Annotated in this window: 15 protein-coding genes, 1 tRNA gene and 1 pseudogene; 11 read left to right on the forward strand and 6 right to left on the reverse strand. The window is 72.6% G+C overall.

Annotation, left to right across the window (positions count from 1 at the left end; genetic code table 11):
* Nucleotides 1-33: 33 nt before the first annotated feature.
* Genes ABZY20_RS12150 through ABZY20_RS12160 form a run of 3 tightly spaced genes read right to left on the reverse strand, consistent with a single transcriptional unit; the run spans nt 34 to nt 5,111 of the window.
* Entirely contained in the window at nt 34-2,178 is a 2,145-nt protein-coding gene (locus ABZY20_RS12150) for an acetate--CoA ligase family protein (protein WP_356440742.1), read from the reverse strand.
* A 4-nt stretch (nt 2,179-2,182) separates the two neighbouring features.
* The gene (frc, locus tag ABZY20_RS12155) at nt 2,183-3,418 is read right to left on the reverse strand and encodes a formyl-CoA transferase (RefSeq protein WP_356440345.1); all 1,236 of its coding nucleotides are present in this window, start codon (nt 3,416-3,418) and stop codon (nt 2,183-2,185) included.
* 10 nt (nt 3,419-3,428) lie between these two features.
* A complete protein-coding gene (locus ABZY20_RS12160) occupies nt 3,429-5,111 on the reverse strand; it encodes a thiamine pyrophosphate-binding protein (protein WP_356440348.1) in 1,683 nt (560 codons plus the stop codon).
* Between the two features lie 142 nt (nt 5,112-5,253).
* On the opposite strand from ABZY20_RS12160, the gene sucC reads away from it, so the two are divergent.
* From sucC to ABZY20_RS12175, 3 genes are read left to right on the forward strand one after another with little or no spacing between them, the layout of a single operon-like run.
* Entirely contained in the window at nt 5,254-6,384 is a 1,131-nt protein-coding gene (sucC, locus tag ABZY20_RS12165) for an ADP-forming succinate--CoA ligase subunit beta (protein WP_356440350.1), read from the forward strand.
* 14 nt (nt 6,385-6,398) lie between these two features.
* On the forward strand, nt 6,399-7,325 hold the full coding sequence (gene sucD, locus ABZY20_RS12170) for a succinate--CoA ligase subunit alpha (RefSeq protein WP_356440353.1): 927 nt from the start codon (nt 6,399-6,401) through the stop codon (nt 7,323-7,325).
* A gap of 48 nt (nt 7,326-7,373) precedes the next feature.
* On the forward strand, nt 7,374-8,930 hold the full coding sequence (locus ABZY20_RS12175) for an aldehyde dehydrogenase family protein (protein ID WP_356440354.1): 1,557 nt from the start codon (nt 7,374-7,376) through the stop codon (nt 8,928-8,930).
* A gap of 101 nt (nt 8,931-9,031) precedes the next feature.
* On the opposite strand, the gene ABZY20_RS12180 is transcribed toward ABZY20_RS12175, so the two are convergent.
* Nucleotides 9,032-10,363: a DUF2254 domain-containing protein gene (locus ABZY20_RS12180; RefSeq protein ID WP_356440355.1), complete on the reverse strand. Its 1,332-nt coding sequence runs from the start codon at nt 10,361-10,363 to the stop codon at nt 9,032-9,034.
* 142 nt (nt 10,364-10,505) lie between these two features.
* Between ABZY20_RS12180 and ABZY20_RS12185 the strand changes: the two genes are divergently transcribed.
* A tRNA-Leu gene (locus ABZY20_RS12185) sits at nt 10,506-10,590 on the forward strand.
* Between the two features lie 135 nt (nt 10,591-10,725).
* Here ABZY20_RS12185 and ABZY20_RS12190 read toward each other — a convergent pair.
* Nucleotides 10,726-12,456, reverse strand: coding sequence for a helix-turn-helix domain-containing protein (locus ABZY20_RS12190; RefSeq protein ID WP_356440357.1), 1,731 nt, complete (start codon nt 12,454-12,456; stop codon nt 10,726-10,728).
* Between the two features lie 393 nt (nt 12,457-12,849).
* On the opposite strand from ABZY20_RS12190, the gene ABZY20_RS12195 reads away from it, so the two are divergent.
* The 5 genes from ABZY20_RS12195 (at nt 12,850) to fusA (ending at nt 20,169) form a co-directional block, all read left to right on the forward strand.
* Complete coding sequence (locus ABZY20_RS12195) at nt 12,850-14,592, forward strand: FAD-dependent monooxygenase (protein ID WP_356440359.1); 1,743 nt, start codon at nt 12,850-12,852, stop codon at nt 14,590-14,592.
* Nucleotides 14,593-14,640: 48 nt separating this feature from the next.
* Entirely contained in the window at nt 14,641-15,573 is a 933-nt protein-coding gene (locus ABZY20_RS12200) for an intradiol ring-cleavage dioxygenase (RefSeq protein ID WP_356440361.1), read from the forward strand.
* Nucleotides 15,573-16,637 (forward strand): maleylacetate reductase, encoded by a 1,065-nt coding sequence (locus ABZY20_RS12205; protein WP_356440363.1) that lies wholly within the window; start codon nt 15,573-15,575, stop codon nt 16,635-16,637. The genes ABZY20_RS12200 and ABZY20_RS12205 overlap by 1 nt, the downstream gene beginning before the upstream one ends.
* A gap of 243 nt (nt 16,638-16,880) precedes the next feature.
* On the forward strand, nt 16,881-17,795 hold the full coding sequence (locus tag ABZY20_RS12210; protein ID WP_356440365.1) for a YceI family protein: 915 nt from the start codon (nt 16,881-16,883) through the stop codon (nt 17,793-17,795).
* Between the two features lie 322 nt (nt 17,796-18,117).
* Complete coding sequence (gene fusA / locus ABZY20_RS12215; RefSeq protein ID WP_356440367.1) at nt 18,118-20,169, forward strand: elongation factor G; 2,052 nt, start codon at nt 18,118-18,120, stop codon at nt 20,167-20,169.
* A gap of 214 nt (nt 20,170-20,383) precedes the next feature.
* Here fusA and ABZY20_RS12220 read toward each other — a convergent pair whose 3' ends face one another.
* Nucleotides 20,384-22,171, reverse strand: a complete 1,788-nt coding sequence (locus ABZY20_RS12220) for a coagulation factor 5/8 type domain-containing protein (protein ID WP_356440369.1) — start codon at nt 22,169-22,171, stop codon at nt 20,384-20,386.
* 276 nt (nt 22,172-22,447) lie between these two features.
* Between ABZY20_RS12220 and ABZY20_RS12225 the strand changes: the two are divergent.
* Nucleotides 22,448-22,598 (forward strand): annotated as a pseudogene (locus ABZY20_RS12225) (sugar ABC transporter substrate-binding protein); the annotation flags it as partial.
* 154 nt (nt 22,599-22,752) lie between these two features.
* Nucleotides 22,753-23,067, forward strand: coding sequence for a WXG100 family type VII secretion target (locus ABZY20_RS12230; protein ID WP_356440371.1), 315 nt, complete (start codon nt 22,753-22,755; stop codon nt 23,065-23,067).
* Nucleotides 23,068-23,120: the final 53 nt, after the last annotated feature.

The raw sequence follows: 23,120 nt of genomic DNA on the forward strand, positions 1-23,120 counted from the left end.
GCGCACCGTCGGCCGGCCCCCCGCTGCCTCACCTCATGTACCGCCCCCCAGCAGCCCCGCCGCCCGCGCCCAGCGGTACTTCGCACCCAGCACGGCCACCGGCTTCTCGGTCGTGTACGGGTACGCCACGACCCCGCGCTCGAAGAGGTACTGGCAGGCCTCCTCGACCTCCACGTCACCCGCGAGCGACGCCACCACGGGCTTCTCGATCCCGCGCTCGCGGAACTCGCCCACCACGCGCGCGGTGAGCTCCGCGAAGACCATCGGGGGAGTGACGATCGTGTGCCAGTAGCCCAGCACCAGCGCGTGGACGCGCGGATCCTCCAGCCCCAGCCGGATCGTCGCCTCGTACGTCGACGGCGGCTCGCCCCCGGTGATGTCCACCGGGTTGCCCGCCGCCCCGAAGGGCGGGATGAACGTGCGGAACGCCTCGTCCAGGTCGGGCGGGATCTCCATCAGGGACAGGCCGTTGTCCGTGACCGCGTCGGAGAGCAGCACTCCGCTGCCGCCGGCGCCCGTGATGATCACGACGTTGTCGCCCCGGGGAGCGGGCAGTACGGGCAGGGCGCGCGCGTACTCCAGCATGTCGTTCAGCCCGGGCGCCCGGATGACACCGGCCTGCCGCAGGATGTCGTCGTACACCGCGTCGTCACCGGCCAGCGCCCCGGTGTGCGAACCGGCCGCCCTGGCGCCCGCCGCAGTGCGGCCCGCCTTCAGCACGACCACCGGCTTCTTCGGCACGGTCGCCCGCGCGGCCTCCACGAAGGCACGCCCGTCCTTCAGGTCCTCCAGGTGCATCGCGATGCACTGGGTGCGGGGGTCCTCACCGAACCAGGTCAGCAGGTCGTCCTCGTCCAGGTCCGACTTGTTGCCGAGCCCGACGATCGCCGACACGCCCGTCTTGGTGGCGCGCGCGAACCCCAGGATGGCCATGCCGATGCCGCCCGACTGCGAGGTGAGCGCCACCCCGCCCTTGACGTCGTACGGCGTGCAGAAGGTGGCGCACAGGTCCTGCCAGGTCGAGTAGTAGCCGTAGATGTTCGGTCCCAGCACGCGAATGCCGTGCCGTTCGGCGATCGCCACGATCTCCGCCTGGAGCGCGTGCTCGCCGGTCTCGGCGAAACCGGAGGGGATCAGCACGGCGTTCGGGATCCTCTTGCGTCCCACTTCCTCCAGCGCCGCAGGCACGAACCTGGCGGGGATCGCGAAGACCGCCACATCCACCTCGCCGGGAACGTCCGTGACGCTCTTGTAGGCCTTGCGGCCGAGGATGTCGTCGGCCTTGGGATTCACCGGGTGGATGTCGCCCGCGAAACCCCCGTCGACGAGGTTGCGCATCACGGAATTGCCGATCTTGCCCTGCTCGTTGGACGCGCCGATGACGGCGACCGAGGCTGGCTGCATCAGCCGGCGCATCGAGGTGAGGATTTCCTCCCTGGAGTACGTCCGGCGCGGCGCGGGCCGCGACTCGGCGAGGATCACCCGGATGTCGGCCGCCACCGCCCCCTCCGCGGTGGCGATCACCGGGTTGAGGTCGACCTCCGCGATCTCCGGGAAGTCCGCGACGAGCCGGGACACCCGGCGGATCTGCTCGGCGACGGCCCACCGGTCCACGCCGGGCCGGCCCCGCACCCCGCGCAGGATCTCCGCCGACCGGATCGAGTCCAGCATGGACAGCGCCTCGTCGGCGTCCACCGGCGCGAGCCGGAAGGTGACGTCCTTGAGCACCTCGACGAGCACCCCGCCGAGCCCGAAGGCGACCACCTTCCCGAACGTCGGGTCCGTGACCGCGCCGACGATGACCTCCTGCCCCTGGGGCAGCAGCTCCTGCACCTGCACGCCCGAGATGCGGGCGTCCGGCTTGTAGGCGCGCGCGTTGCCGATGACGCGGTGGAACGCGGCCCGCACCTCGGACGACCCCTCGACCCCGACGACCACGCCGCCGGCGTCGGTCTTGTGGAGGATGTCAGGCGAGACGATCTTCATCACCACGGGCCCGCCGAAACGCGCCGCGTACGCCACGGCTTCCTCGACGTCCCGCGCCAGTTCCTCGCCCGGTACGGCGATGCCGTAGGCGTCGGCGATCACCTTGCCCTCGGGCGCGGTCAGCGCGGTCCGCCCCTCGGCCCGCACGGCATCGAGGAGGGAGCGCACCCGCAGCACCCGGTCTTCGGCCATCACGTCAGATCACCCCGTTCGACTTGAGCAGGCGCACTTCCTCGTCGCCGAGGCCGAGTTCGCCGACGTAGACCTCTTCGTTGTGCTCGCCGAGCAGGGGCGAGCTGGTCACCTCGACGGGGGAGTCGGACAGCTTGAGCGGGCTGCCCACGGTCACGAACTCGCCCCGTTCGGGGTGCGGCACGGTGACGACCATCCCGTTGGCGACCAGCGACCGGTCCTCGATGATCTCCCGGGTGGACAGGATCGGCCCGCACGGGATGGCGTGCGCGTTGAGCCGCTCCAGCACCTCCCACTTGGGCAGCGTCGAGGACCACTCCTCGATCAGCTGGAACATCTTGTTCAGCTTGGGCAGACGCGCCTCGGGCGTCGCCCACTCGGGGTCGTCGGCCAGCTCGGGCCGGCCGATGAGCTCGCTGAGGGGCCGCCAGCCGACGGGCTGCACGATGACGTACACGTAGTCGTTCGGGCCGCCCGGCGCGCACTTGACCGCCCAGCCGGGCTGGCCGCCGCCGGACGCGTTCCCGGACCGGGGAACCTCGTCGCCGAAGTCGTCGTTGGGATATTCAGTGAGCGGCCCGTGTGCCAGACGCTGCTGGTCCCGCAGCTTCACCCGGCACAGGTTCAGTACGGCGTGCTGCATGGCCACGTTGACCCGCTGCCCGCGACCGGTGCGCTCCCGCTGGTAGAGCGCGGCGAGGATGCCCGCGACGGCGTGCACCCCCGTCCCCGAGTCCCCGATCTGGGCCCCCGTCGCCAGCGGCGGCCCGTCCTCGAAACCGGTGGTCGCCATCGACCCGCCCATGGCCTGCGCGACGACCTCGTACGCCTTGAAGTCGGTGTACGGGCCCTCGCCGAACCCCTTGATGGAGGCATAGACGATCTGTGGATTGATCTCCTGGATGCGGTCCCAGGTGAAGCCCATCCGGTCCACCGCGCCCGGACCGAAGTTCTCGACCATGACGTCGGAGCGGCGGATCAGCTCGGTGAGGATCTCCTTGCCGCGCTCGGTCTTGGTGTTGAGCGTGATGCTCCGCTTGTTGCAGTTGAGCATCGTGAAGTAGAGGGAGTCGACGTCCGGCAGATCGCGCAGCTGCTTGCGCGTGATGTCGCCGGCCGGCGCCTCCAGCTTGACGACGTCCGCGCCGAGCCAGGCGAGCAGCTGGGTCGCGGAGGGCCCGGACTGGACGTGCGTCATGTCCAGGACGCGGATGCCTTCGAGGGCCTTGGTTCCTGTCATCGGGGGCACCTCACTTGTACATGGTCTGGTTCATGGTTCCGGGGGCGTACGCGTCGGGGTCGACCCAGACGTTGATCAGGGACGGCTTGCCGGACTCACGGGCGCGCCTGAGGGCCGGGCCGATGCCGGCGGGGTCGCGGACCTCCTCGCCGTAACCGCCCAGCATCCGGGCGAACTCGTCGTAGTGGACGTCGCCGAGGGTGTTGCCGACCCGCTCGCGGTCCTTGCCGTACTTGGCGGCCTGGCCGTAGCGGATCTGGTTCATGGAGGAGTTGTTGCCGACGATGCCGACGAAGGGGAGGTCGTAGCGGACGAGGGTTTCGAAGTCCCAGCCGGTCAGGGAGAACGCGCCGTCGCCGAAGAGGGCGACGACCTCCTTGTCGGGCCGTGCCTGCTTGGCCGCGAGCACGAAGGGGACGCCGACGCCGAGCGTGCCGAGGGGACCGGGGTCCATCCAGTGCCCGGGCGACTTGGGCTGCACGACCTGGCCGGAGAAGGTGACGATGTCCCCGCCGTCGCCGATGTAGATCGAGTCCTCGGTGAGGAAGTCGTTGATCTCGCTGACCAGGCGGTAGGGGTGGATGGGTGAGGCGTTCGACCTCAGGCTGGGCAGCCGCTTCTCCAGGGCGGTCTGCTCGGCCGCGCGCAGCTCGTCCAGCCACTCCTTGCGCTTCGACGCCCCGCCGTTGACGCGTCCGGAGGCGGCCTCGGTGACCGCCTTCAGCACCAGCCCGGCGTCGCCCACGATCCCGAGGTCGACGTCGCGGTTCTTGCCGACCGTGCGGTAGTCGAGGTCGATCTGCACGACGGTCGCCTCCGGTGACAGCCGCTTGCCGTAGCCCATGCGGAAGTCGAAGGGCGTGCCGACGATGACGATGACGTCGGCGTGGGAGAACGCGTAGCGGCGGGAGAGCTGGAAGTGGTGCGGGTCGCCGGGCGGCAGGGTGCCGCGGCCGGCGCCGTTCATGTACGCCGGGATGTTCAGCGTGCGCACCAGCTCGACGGCCGGCTCGGTGCCGCGGGTCGTCCAGACCTGGCTGCCCAGCAGGATGGCCGGCTTCTCGGCGTGCACCAGCAGGTCGGCGAGCCTCTCGAGGGCCTCCGGGTCGCCGGCCGAGCGGGTCGAGGCCCGGTAGGCACCGGCCCGCGGCACGCGTGCCGTGGCCACCGGCACCTTGGCGTCCAGCACGTCGCGCGGGATCTCCAGGAAGGAAGGGCCGGGCGCGCCGTGGAAGCACTCGCGGAAGGCCATGGAGACCATGTCCGCCGCGCGGGCCGTGTCCGGCACGGTCGCCGCGAACTTGGTGATGGGGTTCATCATGTCGACGTGCGGGAGGTCCTGCAGGGAGCCCATCTTGTGCTGGGTGAGGGCGCCCTGGCCGCCGATGAGCAGCATCGGGGACTCCGCGCGGAAGGCGTTGGCGACCCCGGTGACGGCGTCGGTCGTGCCGGGGCCGGCGGTGACGACCGCGCAGCCCGGCTTGCCGGTGATGCGCGCGTAGCCGTCGGCGGCGTGGGCGGCGACCTGCTCGTGGCGTACGTCGACGACCTCGATGCCCTCGTCGACGCAGCCGTCGTAGATGTCGATGATGTGGCCGCCGCACAGCGTGTAGATGCGCTCGACCCCCTCTGCCTTGAGCGCCTTGGCTACGAGATGACCACCGGAGATCACGTCCTGGGTGTCGTCGGGCATGGCGAAGTCCTGTCCCTTCGTAGGGGGTTGGAGCGGCTCGCGGTACATTGCATACAGTCGACGAATACTGTATGAAGCTTGTTATCCCGCATCCGGTGGGTGGTGTCCAGGGGGCGTGCGGCACTTTCAGTCAGGAGCCGGAATGGACCTGTACGAACACCAGGCAAGGGAACTCTTCGCAGAACACGGCATCTTGGTGCCGAGGGCCGAGGTCACCGACTCGCCCAAGGAGGCACGCGGCATCGCGCGCAGGCTCGGCGGGCGTGTGGTGGTCAAAGCCCAGGTGAAGACCGGCGGACGGGGCAAGGCCGGCGGGGTCAGGCTCGCCGCCGACCCCGCCGCCGCGGAGCTCACCGCCCGTCAGATCCTCGGCATGGACATCAAGGGGCACACGGTCGGCACGGTGATGCTGGCCGAACCGGTCGACATCGAGGCCGAGTTCTACGTGTCCTACGTACTCGACCGCGCGGCGGGCCGGTTCCTCGCGATCGCCTCGGCCGAGGGCGGCATGGACATCGAGGAGGTCGCCGCCACCCGGCCCGAGGCCGTGGCCCGCGTCCCCGTCGACCCGGGCACGGGCGTCACCTCCGCGAAGGCGGCCGAGATCGCCGAAGCGGCCGGACTGCCGCCGCAGACCGTCGACGTCCTCGTACGGCTCTGGGACGTCCTGGTCCGCGAGGACGCCCTCCTGGTCGAGGTGAACCCCCTCGTCCGCACCCGGCAGGGCCGCGTCCTCGCCCTCGACGGCAAGGTCACCCTCGACGACAACGCCCGCTTCCGGCAGGCACGCTGGGGCGCCGACGACCCGGAGCACGGCGACGCCCTCGAGGCGGCGGCGGCCGCCAAGGGCCTCCACTACGTCAAGCTCGACGGCGAGGTCGGCGTCATCGGCAACGGCGCCGGACTCGTCATGTCGACCCTCGACGTGGTCGCGGGCTGCGGCGCGCGCCCCGCCGACTTCCTCGACATCGGCGGCGGTGCGAGCGCCCGGATCATGGCGGACGGACTGTCCGTCATCCTCGCCGACCCGGCCGTGAAATCCGTCCTCGTCAACGTCTTCGGCGGGATCACCGCCTGCGACGCGGTCGCCGACGGCATCGTCCAGGCGCTGGACAGCGTCCGGCTGACCAAGCCGCTCGTCGTCCGGCTCGACGGCAACAACGCGGCCCGCGGACGAGCCGTCCTCGACGCGCACGCGCATCCGCTGGTCGAGCAGGTCACCACCATGGACGGCGCCGCCGCCCGTGCCGCCGAACTCGCCGCCACGGCCTGACGGGAGAGAACGCCATGGCCATCTACCTCACCAAGGACAGCAAGGTCCTCGTCCAGGGCATGACCGGCGGCGAGGGCATGAAGCACACCCGGCGCATGCTCGCGGCCGGCACGAACGTCGTCGGCGGCGTCAACCCGCGCAAGGCCGGCCGTACCGTCGACTTCGACGTCCCCCGGTGCCCGAACGGCCAGGGAGGCGCACCCGTGACCGTCCCCGTCTTCGGCTCGGTCGCCGAGGGCATGAGCGCGACCGGAGCGGACGTCACCGTCGTCTTCGTCCCGCCCGCCTTCGCCAAGGCGGCCGTGACCGAGGCCGCCGACGCCGGCATCGCGCTCGCGGTCGTCATCACCGAGGGCATCCCCGTCCACGACTCCGTCGCCTTCACCGCGTACGCCCAGGCGAACGGCACCCGCGTCATCGGCCCCAACTGCCCGGGCCTCATCGCCCCGGGCCAGTCCAACGCCGGGATCATCCCGGCCGACATCGCCGAACCCGGCCGCATCGGCCTGGTCTCCAAGTCGGGCACGCTGACGTACCAGCTCATGTACGAGCTGCGCGACACCGGCTTCTCGACCTGCGTCGGCATCGGCGGCGACCCGGTCGCCGGCACCACGCACATCGACTGCCTCGCCGCCTTCCAGGACGACCCCGACACCGAACTGATCGTCCTCATCGGCGAGATCGGCGGCGACGCCGAGGAACGCGCGGCGGCGTACATCCGCGAGCACGTCACCAAACCGGTCGTCGGCTACATCGCCGGCTTCACCGCACCCGAGGGCAGAACCATGGGGCACGCGGGTGCGATCGTGTCCGGCTCCACCGGTACGGCGCAGGCGAAGAAGGAGGCCCTGGAGGCGGTCGGGGTGCGGGTGGGCCGCACACCGACCGAGACCGCGCAGCTCGTGCTCGCGCTGCTCGACGACCGGCAGTGGGCCGCCTGAGCCCGTGCCCTTCCGCCCCCGACCGCGCACCGAGAGCGGAGCGACCGCATGACACCCACCCTCACCCTCAAGACCGGCACGTCCTGGCCCGACGCGTGGCGACGCTGCCTCGCCGCCGCGCCCGAGGCCTTCCGCGACGACCGGGTCCTCAACCTCTGGAACGGCGCCTGGCGGGAGGACGGCCGGGTGCTGCCCGCCGTCAGCCCCGTCGACGGCAGCCCCGTGGCCGGCCCGCCGCGCCTGGACGGGGACACCGCCCACCGGGCCGTGCGCGCGGCACTCGACCAGCACCGCGCCTGGCGGCACCTGCCACTGGAGGAACGCCGGGCCCGCGTCGCGGCCACCCTCGACGCGCTCACCGCCCACCGCGAACTGCTCGCCCTGCTGCTCCTCTGGGAGATCGGCAAGCCCTGGCGGCTCGCGCAGGCGGACGTCGACCGCGCCGTCGACGGGGTCCGCTGGTACGTCGACGGCATCGAGCCGATGCTCGCCGGCCGGGCCCCGCTGGACGGCCCGGTGTCCAACATCGCCAGCTGGAACTACCCGATGAGCGTGCTCGTTCACGCGATGCTGGTGCAGGCACTGGCGGGCAACGCGGTCATCGCCAAGACCCCGACCGACGGTGGTGTCGCCTGCCTGACCCTGGCCTGCGCGCTCGCCGCCCGCGAGGGCGTTCCGGTGACCCTGGTCAGCGGCAGCGGAGGCGAGCTGTCCCGGGCGCTGGTGCGGGCGCCCGAGATCGGCTGCGTCTCCTTCGTCGGCGGCCGCGACACCGGCGCCGCGGTGGCCACAGCCGTCACCGACCTCGGCAAACGACACGTCCTCGAACAGGAGGGACTCAACACCTGGGGCATCTGGAACCACTCGGACTGGGACGCCCTCACCGCGGTGATCCCCAAGCTCTTCGACTACGGCAAGCAGCGCTGCACGGCGTACCCGCGCTTCGTCGTCCAGCGGCAGCTGTTCGACGCGTTCCTGGCGGCGTACCTCCCGGCGGTCCGCGCACTGCGGGTCGGCCATCCGCTCGCCGTCGAACAGCCCGACGACCCCTACCCGGAGCTGGACTTCGGGCCGGTGGTCAACGCGGCCAAGGCGAAGGAGCTGCGAGACCAGATCGCCGAGGCGGTCGAACGCGGCGCGGTCCCGCTGCACCGCGGCAGCCCGGCCGGCGCCCGCTTCCTGCCCGGCCAGGACACCTCGGCCTACGTCCAGCCGGTCACGCTCCTCAACCCGCCGCGGTCCTCACCACTGCACCACGCGGAACCGTTCGGCCCGGTCGACACGATCGTCCTGGTCGACACGGAGGCGGAGCTGCTCGCCGCGATGAACGCCTCCAACGGGGCGCTGGTCGCCACGCTGTCCACGGACGACCGGGCCACCTACGAGCGGCTCGCCCCGCAGATCCGCGCGTTCAAGGTCGGCCACGGCCGGCCCCGTTCCCGCGGCGACCGCGACGAACTGTTCGGCGGACTCGGGGCGTCCTGGCGCGGCGCGTTCGTCGGCGGGGAACTGCTGGTGCGCGCGGTCACACAGGGACCGGCGGGGGAGTGGCTGCCGGGGAACTTTCCGGAGTACCAGTTGCTTCCGTCGTCGGTGAGTCGGTGAGTCGGTGAGTCGGTGTGCCGGTGTGCCGGTGTGCCGGTGTGCCGGTGTGCCGGTGTGCCGGTGTGCCGGTGAGTCGGCGTGCCCGTGTGTCAGTGATCCGGTCAGCCGATGCCCTGCCGGTCCGGGCGCTGGGCGAACGCGCGGTCCGCCGGGCTCGGGACGGTCCGGTCGACCGCCTGGCACAGCAGTGCGCGGTGGCGCAGCAGCGGTTCCCGCCGGCCGGGCGGCGCGAGCAGCAGCAGATCGTCCAGCCCGGCCAGCATGCGGCGCGACACCTGCGGGCTCCCGGCGGCACACCCGCGCACCTCCGCGAACCCGAGGTCCACCAACGCGCTCCACCCGGGCACGGGCCGCACCAGCCGAACCGTCCCGCCCCGGTCACGGTGCAGGGCGGTGTCCAGCGGACAGCGGCTCAGCGCCGCCAGGAGCTGGACGATGCGGTCCAGCGCCTGGACCGCCGTCGTCGGATCGTTGATCGCGGGCGACAGGGCGCGCAGCGCGATGTCGGACAACTGCCGCAGCCCGAAGCCGAGATCCTGGTGGTAGGTCCGCTCCACCCCGACCGACGCGGTGCGGCGCAGCGCGCCGCGCGGCGGTGCGGCCCCGCCGTGGACCGCCAGCAGGGGCGTGCCCGGCACCACGAAGTCCCCGATCCGCGGGATCAGCCGCAGCACGACACCGTGCTTGCGGGCCACCCGCAGCAGCCGCGCGATGTGCACGTCCCGCAGCACCCCCGCCCCGCCCTCGTGCGGCACCCACGCGGTGACGGGACCGAGACTTGGCGCATCCCGCCCGTCGCCCTGCCCGGGCATGGAGGCGACCACCCGGAAGGACTCCGCGGCGATCCGGGCGATCACATGGCTGATCCGCATCAGCCGCAGGGTGGAGTTCACGTACAGCACGAACAGCAGCAGACTCAGCGCGACCATGCAGAGCGTGAGGACCGACTGCACCAAGGGCAGCGTCGTCACCTTCCGGGGGTCGTCGACGGTGTCGAAGGACGTCAGGACCAGCAGGGTCAGCACGAACGTCGCCAGGAAGACCGCGAAGGTCGCCTTGGTGATCCGGCTGCGGACGAACAACCGCACCACCCGCGGTGTGAACTGCCCGCTCGCCATCTGCACGGCCACCAGCGAGATGCTGAAGACCACACCGATGAAGGTCATCATGGCCGAGCCGACCGCGGTCACCACGGCCTTCGCGTCCTCCGCGAACCGCAGCAGCTCGTCGAGCGCCTCGTAGTCGCCGTCCTCCCGCAGCGCCCCGACGATGGCCGTGTCGAGCGCCTGAGCCGCCACCCAGACCACGAAGACGCTCACCATCGCGGCGGTCGGGGCGAACCAGAACGTGTCCCGCAGATGCTCCTGGAACGGCGACAACGCACGCGGCCGGCGCCTGGCGGGAGAACTCTGCGCAACCATCCAGTCACTCATGGTGTGACCATAGGGGCATCGCCGCACGAGGTCCCGCACCCCCGCCCTGTGCAAGGAAACGCAGGTGAAAGGCACTGCGAAACCTTGGTATGGTTGTCCATGTCGCCGCCGGGGCCAGCCCTGGCAAGGCGGCGGACACCTCGTCCGGGTGGCGGAATGGCAGACGCGCTAGCTTGAGGTGCTAGTGCCCTTTATCGGGCGTGGGGGTTCAAGTCCCCCCTCGGACACAGACCAGCTCGGGCGGGTCGGGAGAAATCCCGGCCCGCCCGAGCTGTGTGATGATGCGCGGGATGTACCCGAGCTGTGTGATGTGCGGGATGTACGGGACGCCTGGTGCCCCGTCTCCGCCTCCGGATCCGCCCTCACCCCCGGTCCCCCCGGTAGCCCCGCAGCTTGCGGTAGAGCGTCGCCCTGCCGATCCCCAGCGCCGCCGCCGCACGGGCCTTGTTGCCGCCGTGACGGCGCAGCGCCTCCAGGATGGTGGCGCGCTCGGCGCTCTCCATCGGGCTGAGGGGACGTGCCGCGGGTCCCTCCCGCACGGCGTCCGGCAGCTCCGCGCGACGCACCGGACCGGTGAGCCGCCGGTGCTCCGCCAGGGCACGGACGACATGCGCCAGCTCCGTGACGTTCCCGGGCCACGAGTACAGCTCGAGCGCGCGCAGCGCGTCCAGGGTCCAGGTCAGCGGCGGCCGCCCGGGCGCCGGCCGGGGCGCGAGCGCGGGCAGCAGTTCCCCTATGTCCTCGGTGCGTTCCCGCAGCGGGGGCAGCGTCACCGAGCGGGCGGAGAGCTTGTCCAGCAGACGCTGCAGACAGGGACCGACCGGGGCGCCGGGGGTGTAGGTGACCAGGAGCGGCGTGTCCGGGCGGTCGTCCAGCAGGGAGTTGAGCGCGGCCACGCCGGGCTGCGCCAGGCGCTCGGCGTGCGTGAGCAGGAGCGGGCGGCCGTCCCGCCGGAGGGGCAGGACGTGTTCCAGCCCGGGGTCCCGCGCGGCGTCGGCGACCAGGAGCGCCTCCTGGCCCAGCACCTGCCGGGCCAGGGCGGACTTGCCGGTGCCCCGTTCGCCGGTCAGCAGCAGTGGTTCCCGGGAGCGCGCCAGTTCGACGGCACGTCCTACGGCATGCCGCCACGGGACCGAGGAGCCGGTCAGCGCGACCGGCGGCGCGGGAGGGACCGGTGCGGGCGTGGACGCCGGCTCGTCGAGCGGTTCCAGGACGGCGACGATTCCGATGACCGTGCCGTCGAGACGGACCGGGGTGACGCGGGCGGCGCACCCGGCTCCCTCCGGCAACGCCACGCGCCGTGAGACCGCGCCCTCGTCCGGCCGTTCCGGGTGTCCGGGAGCGCGACTCCTCGCAGCCACCGCCGTACGCTCCAGAACCCGCAGCACCTCCGGCGTCAGCAACCGCTGCGCCGCCGCGCTGACCAGTCGGTTGCGGCCGTCGAGCGCCGCCACGGCCCGCTCCCGGCCGGCCCGCAGATACGCCTCCAGCAACACCCGTTCCGCCCGCCCCGCCCGGGCCCGCGCCTCCGTCTCGACGGCCACGGCCGTCGCCTCCAGGAGCGCCGCCTGCGGGTGCGGTCCCCGCGCGGGGCACAGCGGCGTCACGACGGACAGGGTGCCGAGCGCCCGCGCCCCCTCCGGGGCGAGCAGCGGGACGCTCACCGCGGACACGTCCTGCCACCGGTCGAGGAAGTGCTCGGGCCCGTGCACCTCACCGCGGCGGCGGGTGTGCAGGGCGAGGGCGGCACTGTTGTGGCCGACCTCCCGCTCCGACAGGACCGCGCACTCGTCGAGCCCCGGCACGCTCCCCGCCGTCCACAGCACGCGCAGCCGCTCATCGGTCAGGACGAGGAGCGACCGGCCGGGATCGAGGGCGGGGACGATCCGGTCCAGCACCGGCCGGGCGGCGGCGAGCAGCGCCGACTCCCGCGGCGGTACGGGATCCGCTGCCGGTCCCTCCAAGTCGTGCGGCACGCCGAAGAAGCGGGCCCGTCGCCACGCCGCGACGATCTCCTCCGGCACGTCCCTCGGCACCGGACGCCCCGACAGGAACCGCTCACGGGCGAGACGCAGGGAAGACAGGGAAGACATCGAATGCACGGAGGGCACGGAGGGCACGGAGGGCACGGAAGGCGTGGAGGGTACGGCGGACACGGGGGACGGTGAGGGCAGGGGCGTGGCTGTGGGGGAGGGCTCTGCGGTGGTCACGGCACTGGACACCGTAGCGGGTTCAGTTGAAGGGGAAACAACTGCGGGTCCGGCCTGCCCGGCGATGTCTCGTAATGAGACACCCGCGAACGGACCGGACACACCATCATCGTGAACGCCCAACGCCCAACGCCCAACGCCCAACGCCCAACGCCCAACGCCCAACGCCCAACGCCCAACGCCCAACGCCCAACCCGTGCCGCCCAACCCCCGCCCCCAACGCCGTAGCCCTCCCCGCGCCCGACGCCCGACGCCCAACCCTCGCAGGAGCGCCCCGTGTCCCCCGTCGTCGAAACCGACGTCCTGATCGTGGGCAGCGGCCCGGCCGGTGCCTCTGCCGCGCTCGCCCTGAGCACCTACGGCGTGCCCAACATCGTCGTCACCCGCTACGCGAGCCTCGCCGACACCCCCCGCGCGCACATCACCAACCAGCGCACCATGGAGGTGCTGCGCGACCTCGGCGTGGAGGAGGAGGTCGTCGCGCGGGCCACCCCGCAGCACCTGATGGGGAACACCACGTTCTGCACCAGCCTGGCGGGCGAGGAACTGGGCCGGGTGCGCTCCTGGGGCAACGACCCGCTCGTGCAGGCCGAGCACGAACTCGCCAGTCCCACCCGCATGTGCGACATGCCGCAGCACCTCATGGAACCGGTCCTGGTGAACGCGGCCGTCGCCCGCGGCACCCGGCTGCGCTTCGAGACCGAGTACCTCTCCCACACCCAGGACGCCGACGGCGTCACCGCCACCGTCCGCGACCGGCTGCGCGGCGACACCTACGAGATCCGCGCCAGGTACCTGATCGGAGCCGACGGCGGGCGCTCCCGGGTCGCCCGGGACGCCGGGCTGCCGATGGGCGGCCAGATGGGCGTGGCGGGCAGCATCAACATCGTCTTCGAGGCGGACCTGGCGCAGTACACCGCGCACCGCCCCGCCACGCTCTACTGGGTGCTCGCCCCGGGCGCCACGGTCGGCGGCATCGGCGCGGGCCTGGTGCGCTGCGTGCGGCCGTGGAGCGAGTGGCTGATCGTGTGGGGCTACGACGTCACCGCGGGCGCCCCCGACCTCACCACCGAGTACGCCGAGTCGATCGTCCGGAAACTCGTCGGCGACGACGAGATCCCCGTCAAGGTCACCTCGTCCTCGGCGTGGACCGTCAACGAGATGTACGCCGAGACCTACGCCAACGGCCGGGTGCTCTGCGCCGGTGACGCCGTGCACCGGCACCCGCCGTCCAACGGACTCGGCTCCAACACCTCGATCCAGGACGCCTACAACCTCGCCTGGAAGCTCGGGCTCGTCCTCGACGGCACCGCCCACTCCCGGCTCCTCGACAGCTACACCGCCGAACGCGCCCCGGTCGGACGGCAGATCGTCACCCGCGCCAACCGGTCCATCCGCGAGACCGCCCCCGTCTTCGAGGCCCTCGACGGGCTCGCCCCGCAGACCCCCGAGCAGCTGTGGGCCAACATCGCCGCCCGCAAGGACGCCACCGGCGGCGCCGAGAAGCAGCGTGCCGCGCTGCGCGAGGCGATCGCCTCCAAGGTGTACGAGTTCAACGCGCACGGCGTCGACCTCAACCAGCGCTACACCTCCGGCGCGATCGTCCCGGACGGCACCCCCGACCCCGGTTTCCCCCGCGACCCCGAGCTGTACCACCAGCCGTCCACCCGCCCCGGCGCCCGGCTCCCGCACGCCTGGATCACCTCCGGCACCCGCACGCTCTCCACCCTCGACACCGCCGGCCGGGGCCGCTTCACCCTGCTGACCGGCATCGGGGGAGAGGCCTGGGTACGGGCCGCCCGGGAGCAGGACGTCGACATCGCGACCGTGGTCATCGGACCGGGGCAGCGGTACGAGGACCCGTACGGCGACTGGGCGCGGCTGCGCGAGATCCCCGACGCGGGCGCGCTGCTCGTACGCCCGGACGGCTTCGTCGCCTTCCGGCACCCGGCCGCCGCGCCCGAGAGCGCCGGGGACCTGCTCGCGGATGCGCTGCGGCGGATCCTCGGGCACGCCTGAGCGCGCGCCATCATGAAAGAAGCGGGACGTCGACGACGAGGAGCCGGGATGACCAGCGACGCGACAGCGGGACGTCGACGACGAGGAGCTGGGATCACCAGCGACGCAACCGGACCCCGTGACACCACCGGGACCAGCGTCACCGAGCAGGCCGTCGCCAGTCTCGACGGGACCGCCGACCCGCGGCTGCGCGAGCTGCTCACCGCCCTGATCCGGCATCTGCACGACTTCACGCGCGAGACCCGGCTCACCCGCCAGGAATGGGAGCGGGCGATCGCCTTCCTCACGGTGACCGGGCAGGCCTGCACCGGCACCCGGCAGGAGTTCATCCTCCTGTCCGACGTGCTCGGCCTGTCCACGCTCCTGGAGACCCTCCACCAGGACCGCGCCCCCGGAGCCACGGAGTCGACCGTGCTCGGCCCGTTCCACATGACCGAGTCACCGGTCCGGGAGCTCGGTGACGACATCGACCTGGTCGGCGGCGGCGAACCCTGCGTGGTCAGCGGCCGGGTGCGCGCCGCGGACGGCACGCCCCTGCCCGGCGCCGTCGTCGATGTCTGGCAGGCCGACGACCAGGGCTTCTACGACGTCCAGCAGCCCGGCGTCCAGCCCGCGGGCAACGGACGCGGGCTGTTCACGGCGGACACCGAGGGCCGCTTCTGGTTCCGCACCTGCGTCCCGGCGCCGTACCCGATCCCCACCGACGGCCCCGTCGGCGACCTGCTGCGCGCGACCGGGCGGCACCCCTACCGGCCGGCCCACATCCACTTCATCGCCTCGGCGGAGGGGCACACCCCGGTCACCACGCACATCTTCGTGGCCGGCGACGAACACCTGGACTCCGACGCGGTGTTCGCCGTGAAGGAGAGCCTGGTCCAGGACTTCGCGGAGACGGACGACCCCGCCCTGGCCCGGGAGTTCGGCGTGCCGAACCCCTTCCGGCACGCGCGCTTCGACCTCGTCCTGGAGCGGAGTTCCTGATGTTCCAGCAGGAGTTCACCTACGAGACGCGGCCCGTGCGGGTCGTCTTCCGCCCCGGCGCGGCCGTCACCGCCACCCCGGACGAGGCCGCGCGGCTGGGGCTGCGCAGACTGCTCGTCGTGTGCGGCAGCCGGGGCGAGCCGACGGCCCGGGAGATCGCGGACGCCCTCGGCGACCGCTGCGCGGGCGTGCACGCCGAGGCCCGGATGCACGTACCCGTCGAAGACGCCGACCGGGCCGTCGCCGCCGCGCGGGCGGCCGGGGCGGACGGCTGCGTCGCCGTCGGCGGAGGCTCCGCGATCGGCCTGGGCAAGGCGATCGCCCTGCGGACCGGGCTGCCGTTGATCGCCGTACCGTCGACCTACTCGGGCTCCGAGATGACCCCGGTGTGGGGACTGACCGAGCGGGGCACCAAGCGCACCGGCCGCGACCCCGCCGTCCAGCCGCGCAGCGTCGTCTACGACCCCCGGCTCACCCTCGGGCTGCCCGTGCCGCTGACCGTGACCAGCGGTGTCAACGCCCTCGCGCACGCGGTGGAGGCGCTGTACGCCCCGGACGCCTCACCCCTGACATCGCTCATGGCCAAGGAGGGCGTACGGGCCATGACGCAGGCCCTGCCCCGGCTGGCCGAACACCCGCGGGACGAGGACGCGCGCGGCCGGGCGCTGTACGCGGCATGGCTCTGCGGCGCTTGCCTGGGCGCCACCACCATGGGGCTGCACCACAAGCTGTGCCACGTCCTGGGCGGCACCTTCGGACTGCCGCACGCCGAGACCCACACCGTGCTCCTGCCCTACGCCCTCGCCTTCAACGCACCCGCTGCCATAGGGGCGTTGAGCGTGCTCCGCCGCGCCCTCGGCGCCGACGACGTGCCCCGCGCCCTGTGGGACCTGACGGGCCGCCTCGGCGCGTCCCGCTCCCTCGCCGCACTCGGCCTCACGGAGGCCGGCCTGGCACCGACGGCCAGGTCGGCGGCGGGCGAGCCGTACGCCAACCCCCGCCCGGTGACGGTGGAGGACGCCCTGGCGGTGCTGCGGGCGGCGTACGGGGGAGGCCCGCCGTAGCGAGGTAGCGAGGTAGCGAGGTAGCGAGGTAGCGAGGTGGCGAGAGAGCGAGGTAGCGAGAGAGCGAGAGAGGGCGGACGGTGCCCGCGCCGTCCCGCGGCGACTGTCTCGTATTGAGACACCCACGGCCGAGCCCGGGGCGTCAAGATCGACAAGGGGGGCGTGACCGTAGCAAGGTCGCGGCCGTCGGCATGCGCTCGGACGCGCCCGCACGGCCGTGCCACCCGAAGAAAGGTGAACCACATGGCCCTCGCACTGCTCCGGCGCCGGTGGCTCAAGAGCGACCCCGCCGCAGCGGCGGGCCTCGCCCTCCCCCTGCCGGCCGGTGCCGGCGCCGTGGCCCGTGAGGTCGTCGACCCGATGGGCTCGCCCCTGGCCGCCGCCGACGTCACCGTCACCGCCCTGGACAGCCACCGGGTCGCCGCCCGCGGGACGACCGACCCGTACGGCTACTTCCTCGCGGCGCTGCCGCCCGCCCGGTACAGCCTGCTGATCGCGGCCGAGGGCCTGCGGCCGCACCGCGAGACCGTCGAGGTCCAGGCCGGTGCCTCGACCCCCACCGAGCGCGTGTGGCTGCAGCCGGCCGAGGCGCTCCAGCTGCCGGCGCCCGGCACCTGGCTCTTCGACCCGCCGCACACCGCGATCCGTTTCATCGCCAAGCACGTCGGCATGGCCCATGTGCACGGCCGGTTCGAGCGGTTCGAGGGCGGCATCCAGGTCGACCAGGACATGACCCGCTCCCGGGTGCAGGTCCGCATCGACGCCTCCAGCATCAACACCGGCAACACCACCCGCGACAACCACCTGCGGTCCGCCGACTTCCTGGACGTCGAGCGCTTCCCGTACATCGACTTCACCAGCACGCGCTTCGCCTACCGGGGCGGCAGCAAGTGGTCCCTGCTGGGCTCCCTGACGATGCACGGCGTGAGCCGCTCGGTGTCCCTGGACACGACCTACCTCGGCACGGTGAACGGCGGCTACGACCAGGAGCTGCGCTGCGCGGCCCTCGCGACGGCGGAGCTGCACCGCGAGGACTACACCCTCAACTGGCGTTCCATGCTGGCCCGGGGCATCGCGGTCGTCGGCCCGACGGTCCAACTGGCGCTGGACGTACAGGCGATGTACCGCACCCACGACACGCCGACCCCGCCGGAATAATCCCTGGCCCCGTCTCCCCCGCCCTCCCTACACTCACGCTCGTACCGGCGCCGCCCACCATCCTGGGCGCCGGGCACCGCCGCGACGGACGAAGGGAGACGGCCATGCGTGACCACACCGCAGCCGCCGTCTCCCTGCCGCTCCACGAGGTGATCCTCGTGTCCTCGCCGCCCCGGTGCCCGCTGCGCGGCGGCACCGGCTGACCGGGACGAGCACCGGACGACTCCACGGCCCCTGACCCACGGTCAGGGCCGCGGTCCCGCCCCTTCCTCCCCGGCAATCGCGCTGCCCCTTTCCTGATCGCACCGAAAGGCCACGGGCCGTGCGCACCCACAACCCCAGCCCTCACCCGCTCGCCGCCGTACGCAACCTCGGCATCCTCGCCCACGTCGACGCCGGCAAGACCACCGTCACCGAGCGGATCCTGTTCGCCACCGGGACCACGCACAAGCGCGGCGAGGTCCACGACGGCACCACCGTCACCGACTTCGACCCGCAGGAGCGGGACCGGGGCATCACCATCTTCGCCGCGGCGGTGAGCTGCGCCTGGGACGGCCACCGGATCAACCTCATCGACACCCCCGGGCACGTCGACTTCGCCGACGAGGTGGAACGCGCCCTGCGGGTGCTCGACGGCGCGGTGGCCGTGTTCGACGCGGTCGCAGGTGTGGAGCCGCAGAGCGAGTCGGTGTGGCGGCAGGCCGACCGGCACGGCGTACCGCGGATCGCGTTCGTCAACAAGATGGACCGCGCCGGCGCGGACCTCGACGCCGCGGTGGCGTCGATCCGGCAGCGGCTGCACCCGGCCCCGCTGGTCGTGCAGTTGCCCGTGGGCGCGGAGGACGCCTTCACCGGCGTCGTCGACCTCGTCCGCATGCGCGCACTGCTGTGGACCGGTGACGAGGCCATGCAGGACGTGCCGGTGCCGTCTGACCTGCGCGACGAGGCCCTCGCCCGCCGCCGGGCGCTGGAGGAGGCCGTCGCGGAGCTCCACCCGGGCGCGCTGGAGGAGTTCTGCGAGTCCGGCACGCTGTCCGGGCCGACGCTCTCCTCGGCGTTGCGGGACCTGACCCGCAGCGGCGACGGCGTGGTGGTGCTGTGCGGCTCCGCGTACCGCAACCGCGGGGTGGAGCCGCTGCTCGACGCCGTCGTGGCCTGGCTGCCGTCGCCGCTGGACGTGCCGCCGGTCCGGGGCACCCACGACGGACGGGAGCACGCACGCCACGCCGACCCGGCGGCACCGACGGCCGCCCTCGCGTTCAAGGTGCACGCCACACCGACCGGACGGCTGACCTATCTGCGGATCTACTCCGGGACCATCGAGAAGGGGGACACCCTGTGGGACGCGACCGCGCGGCGCACCGAGCGGATCGGGCGCATCCTGCGCGTCCAGGCCGACCGGCACGCCCCGCTGGACCGTGCCGTCGCCGGTGACATCGTCGCCGTCGTCGGGCTGAAGTCGGCGCGCGCGGGCTCGACGCTGTGCGCACCGGACGCCCCGCTGCTGCTGGAACCGCCCGGCGTGCCCGAGCCGGTGGTGTCGGTGGCGGTGGAGTGCCGCCGGGCCGGCGACACCGACCGTCTGGCGTCGGGGCTGGCACGGCTGACCGAGGAGGATCCCTCGCTGGCCGTGCGGACGGACCCGGAGACCGGCCAGACCGTGCTGTCGGGCATGGGCGAACTGCACCTGGAGGTGGCGGTGGAGAAGCTCCGCCGCGACCTCGGACTGGAGGTCAACGTGGGCCGCCCCCGGGTCAGTCACCGCGAGACCGTCGGCCGGGGCGTGACCGGGCTGGTGTACCGGCACGTCAAACAGGACGGCGGGGCCGGGCAGTTCGCGCAGGTGGTGCTCGACGTGGAGCCGTACGAGGAGGGCGGGTTCGCCTTCCGCTCGGCGGTCGTCGGCGGGCGCGTGCCGCAGGAGTACGTCCGGGCGGTCGAGGCCGGCTGCCGGGACGCCCTCGCGGAAGGGCCCCTCGGCGGGCACCCGGTGACCGGGCTGCGCGTCACGCTCACCGACGGGGCGACCCATGTGAAGGACTCCTCGGACACGGCGTTCCGCACCGCCGGCCGGCTCGGTCTGCGCGAGGCCCTGCACGCCTGCGCGATGGTCCTGCTGGAGCCGGTCGTCGAGGTCACGGTCACCGTGCCCGAGGACGCGGTGGGCGGCGTGCTCGGAGACCTCGCCGCCCGGCGCGGCCGGGTGACCGGCTCGGTCACCCGGGCGGGCGCGGCGGTCGTCACCGCCACCGTGCCGCTGGCCGAACTGTTCGGCTACGCGACCCGGTTGCGCAGCCGCACCCAGGGCCGGGGCACCTTCACGGCCCGGCCCACCGGCTACGCGCCGGCGCCCGCGGCGACGGTGGTGCGCTGAGACCGCGGCCGGCCCCTTCCCTCCGCGCGACCTTCGCGCGACGGGAAGGGGCTGGCCGGCCCCGCCGGTGCCGGTGCCGGTGCCGGTGCCCACAGCGTCGCGGTACCCGCCTCCGGGGCGCCGGACCCGTCTCCTGGACGCCGGGCCCGTCTCCTACGGGCAAGACACGAGCGCGGTCCGTCTCCTACGGGTAGGACACGAGCGCGGTCCGTCTCTACGGGTAGGACACGAGCGTCGACGGCACGGTGGACGTCCCCGAGGTCGGCGACCCCGTGTCGTTGATGACGCACTCGTACTGCCCGTTGCCGCCCAGCGACACCACGAGCAGATCGTGGAAGCGCACCCCGGGCCGGTTGGGCGCCGAGAAGCCGTGGTGCTGCACGATCGTCGGGTCGACGTTGTAGTAGCAGTAGCTGCCCAGGCCCCAGCCCTCGTGGCTGGTCACGTTCTGCCCGACCCGGTAGGCCGCGTAGCCCTTGATCGCACCGTTCTGGATCGCGGCCTGGTTCGGCGCGTCGTACGCCTTCTCGTTCTGGAAGAAGATCGTGCGGCCGCGCTCGCCGAACCACTGCACGTCGTACTTGTTGAAGTGCTCGACGAACAGCCCGGTCGCGAGGACGTCGTGGCCGTTGACGACGACGCCGTAGTCGGCGCGGTTGGTCTCCCAGCCGACGCCGTCGCCGTGGTCGGCGCGCCAGACCCAGGTGTGGTCGACGATGGTGTGGCGGCTGTTGACGACCATGCTGGTGGTGGCCTTGCCGGGGCCCGCTCCGCCGATGCGGACGAACACGTCCTGGACGGTGGTCGGGTTGGCCGAGTGGTCCCGGGAGGCACCGCGCGGGCCGATCTCCAGCAGGGTGGGGGAGTTGACCGGTCCGGCGTCGACGAGGAAACCGGCCAGCCGTACGCCGCCGACATCGGCCACGCGCAGCGCGGTGACGCCGTTGTCCGGGATGAGCGTCGCGTAGCCGAGGCCGAGCACCACGGTGTTGGGCCGCTCGACCCGGACCGGCTGGTCGAGGTGGTAGATGCCCGGCGTCAGCAGCAGGTGCAGCCCTTGTGCCAGGGCCTGGTTCAGGGTGGCCGCCGGGACGCCGGGCCGGGCGACGTAGAAGCGCGACAGGGGCAGCGAGGTGCCGCGCGGGGTGCCGTTGCCCCAGGTGACGCCGCGGGCGTCGGTGCGCTTCTCCGGCAGGAAGACCCGGTACTCGTCACCGCTGAGGTACAGGAACGGCTTCTCGCGGGAGACGGGTGTGGTGTCCAGCGTGGTGTAGGGAGGGTTCGGGAAGCCCTGCGCGGGGGCGCCCTCGACACCGGAGAACACCATGTTCCACACGCCGTTGAGCCAGCCGCCGATCGCGCTGTCCCGGGTGTACCACTGCTGCTGCGAGTACGGCTGCACCTGGCCGTCGATGCGGCTGTCGGCGATGTAGCCGCCGCTGGACCAGCCGTAGCCGCTCGGGGCGAGGTTGAGGTTGCCGCGCACGTGCATCCGGCGGAAGGGGGCCGCCTGGGACACCGCCCAGCGGTTGGTGCCGCTGACGGGGACGACCGCGAGGTTCTCCGCCGAACGCCAGAAGTTCTGCGTGGCGTTGCCGCCGAACCAGCCCGCGTCGACGGTGATGTCGCCGTGGATGGTGGTGTCGTCGGGGGAGAGACCGAGGCCCGAGATGGAGGTGTAGAAGCCGATCTGCGCGTTGAGGCCGTGGTAGGAGCCGGGCTTGAACAGCAGCTGGTAGCGGCCGGTGCCGAACTGCGCCGACTCCTGCCGCCGGAAGACCTCGTCGAGACGGCCCTGGATGTCCGGCGTCGACGGGTCGAAGACCAGCACGTTCGGGCCGAGATCGCCCCCGCCGGGCAGGGCGCGCGGCTTCCCGCGCCGGGCGGGGGCGGCCGCGGCCGGGCCGGGCAGGGCCGCGAGCGCGGAGGCGGCCGCGGCGGCACCGAGAACGGCACGGCGGCCCGGCGCGGCCGGGCGGGACGACGGGGAGTCAGCAGGCATGGGGCGGCTCTCCTGGTTCAGGAAGTGAACGGAGTGAGGTTCTGGGAGCGCTCTCTCGCCGCTGAATGGTTCATCTCTGGAACAGCCGCGTCAAGGGGTGCGGCGAGAGTTCGAAGAGTGTGCCGAACCTCTTGACGACACTGCCGCCGAGGGGTTAACTCACGTCCTGAATTAAGCCATGACGGCTCCTTCTCGGCGGGCGCGGAGGGGGAGCGCGGTCGGGGGAGGCACCCTTGTGCCCCCGCATATCCGGAATGGACGCGAGCAGCCATGCGCCCGGACGTGCCGAACACCGGCAACACCTGGAGTGCCTCGCTCCAGGTGTAGCGGCACGCTGCCGCCCTGGTACGTGAAGAACTCCGACAGGATCGGCGGCCGGGACCGCTTCGTCGACTCGGCGCTCGGCTCGACCGGCGCCGAGGGCGAGTACGGCGAATCCAGGTGGACATCGACAGCGAGGTCGACAAACTGTCGACGCCGAACCCGGAGCCGGCCGCGCTCGTCCCGCCGCGCAGCAGCTTTTGCCGTCTGACCGCACGGCGAGATCTTTGCCGCAACCGCCACACCACATACGGGGGAATATGCCGACCGGGAACGCGGACGACGGGCACATCACCGTCTCCTGCGCCACCCTCCGAGAGCTCGCCGCAGAACTGGAGGACATCCTCAAGAAGCTCAACAGCAGTCTGGACGACCTCCACGACCGAGTCGTGCCGGTCGTGCTGTCCTGGGAGGGGGAGGCCCGCGAGGTCTTCGTCGACAAGCTCGACGAGTGGGACCGCTCGGCCCAGGACCTCCAGGCGGCCCAGACGTGGTTGCACGAGTGCGCGACCACAAGCCACATGAACTATGCGGCAGCGCACCAGGCGGTACTGCGCCGCTGGGGGGCCGACTGATGGGTACGCCGCCGCCGGGCCAGAACGGCACCATCGACGTCAAGCCGTCCGAC

It is taken from the genome of Streptomyces sp. NPDC006624 (genome assembly GCF_040611555.1).
Classification (GTDB): domain Bacteria; phylum Actinomycetota; class Actinomycetes; order Streptomycetales; family Streptomycetaceae; genus Streptomyces.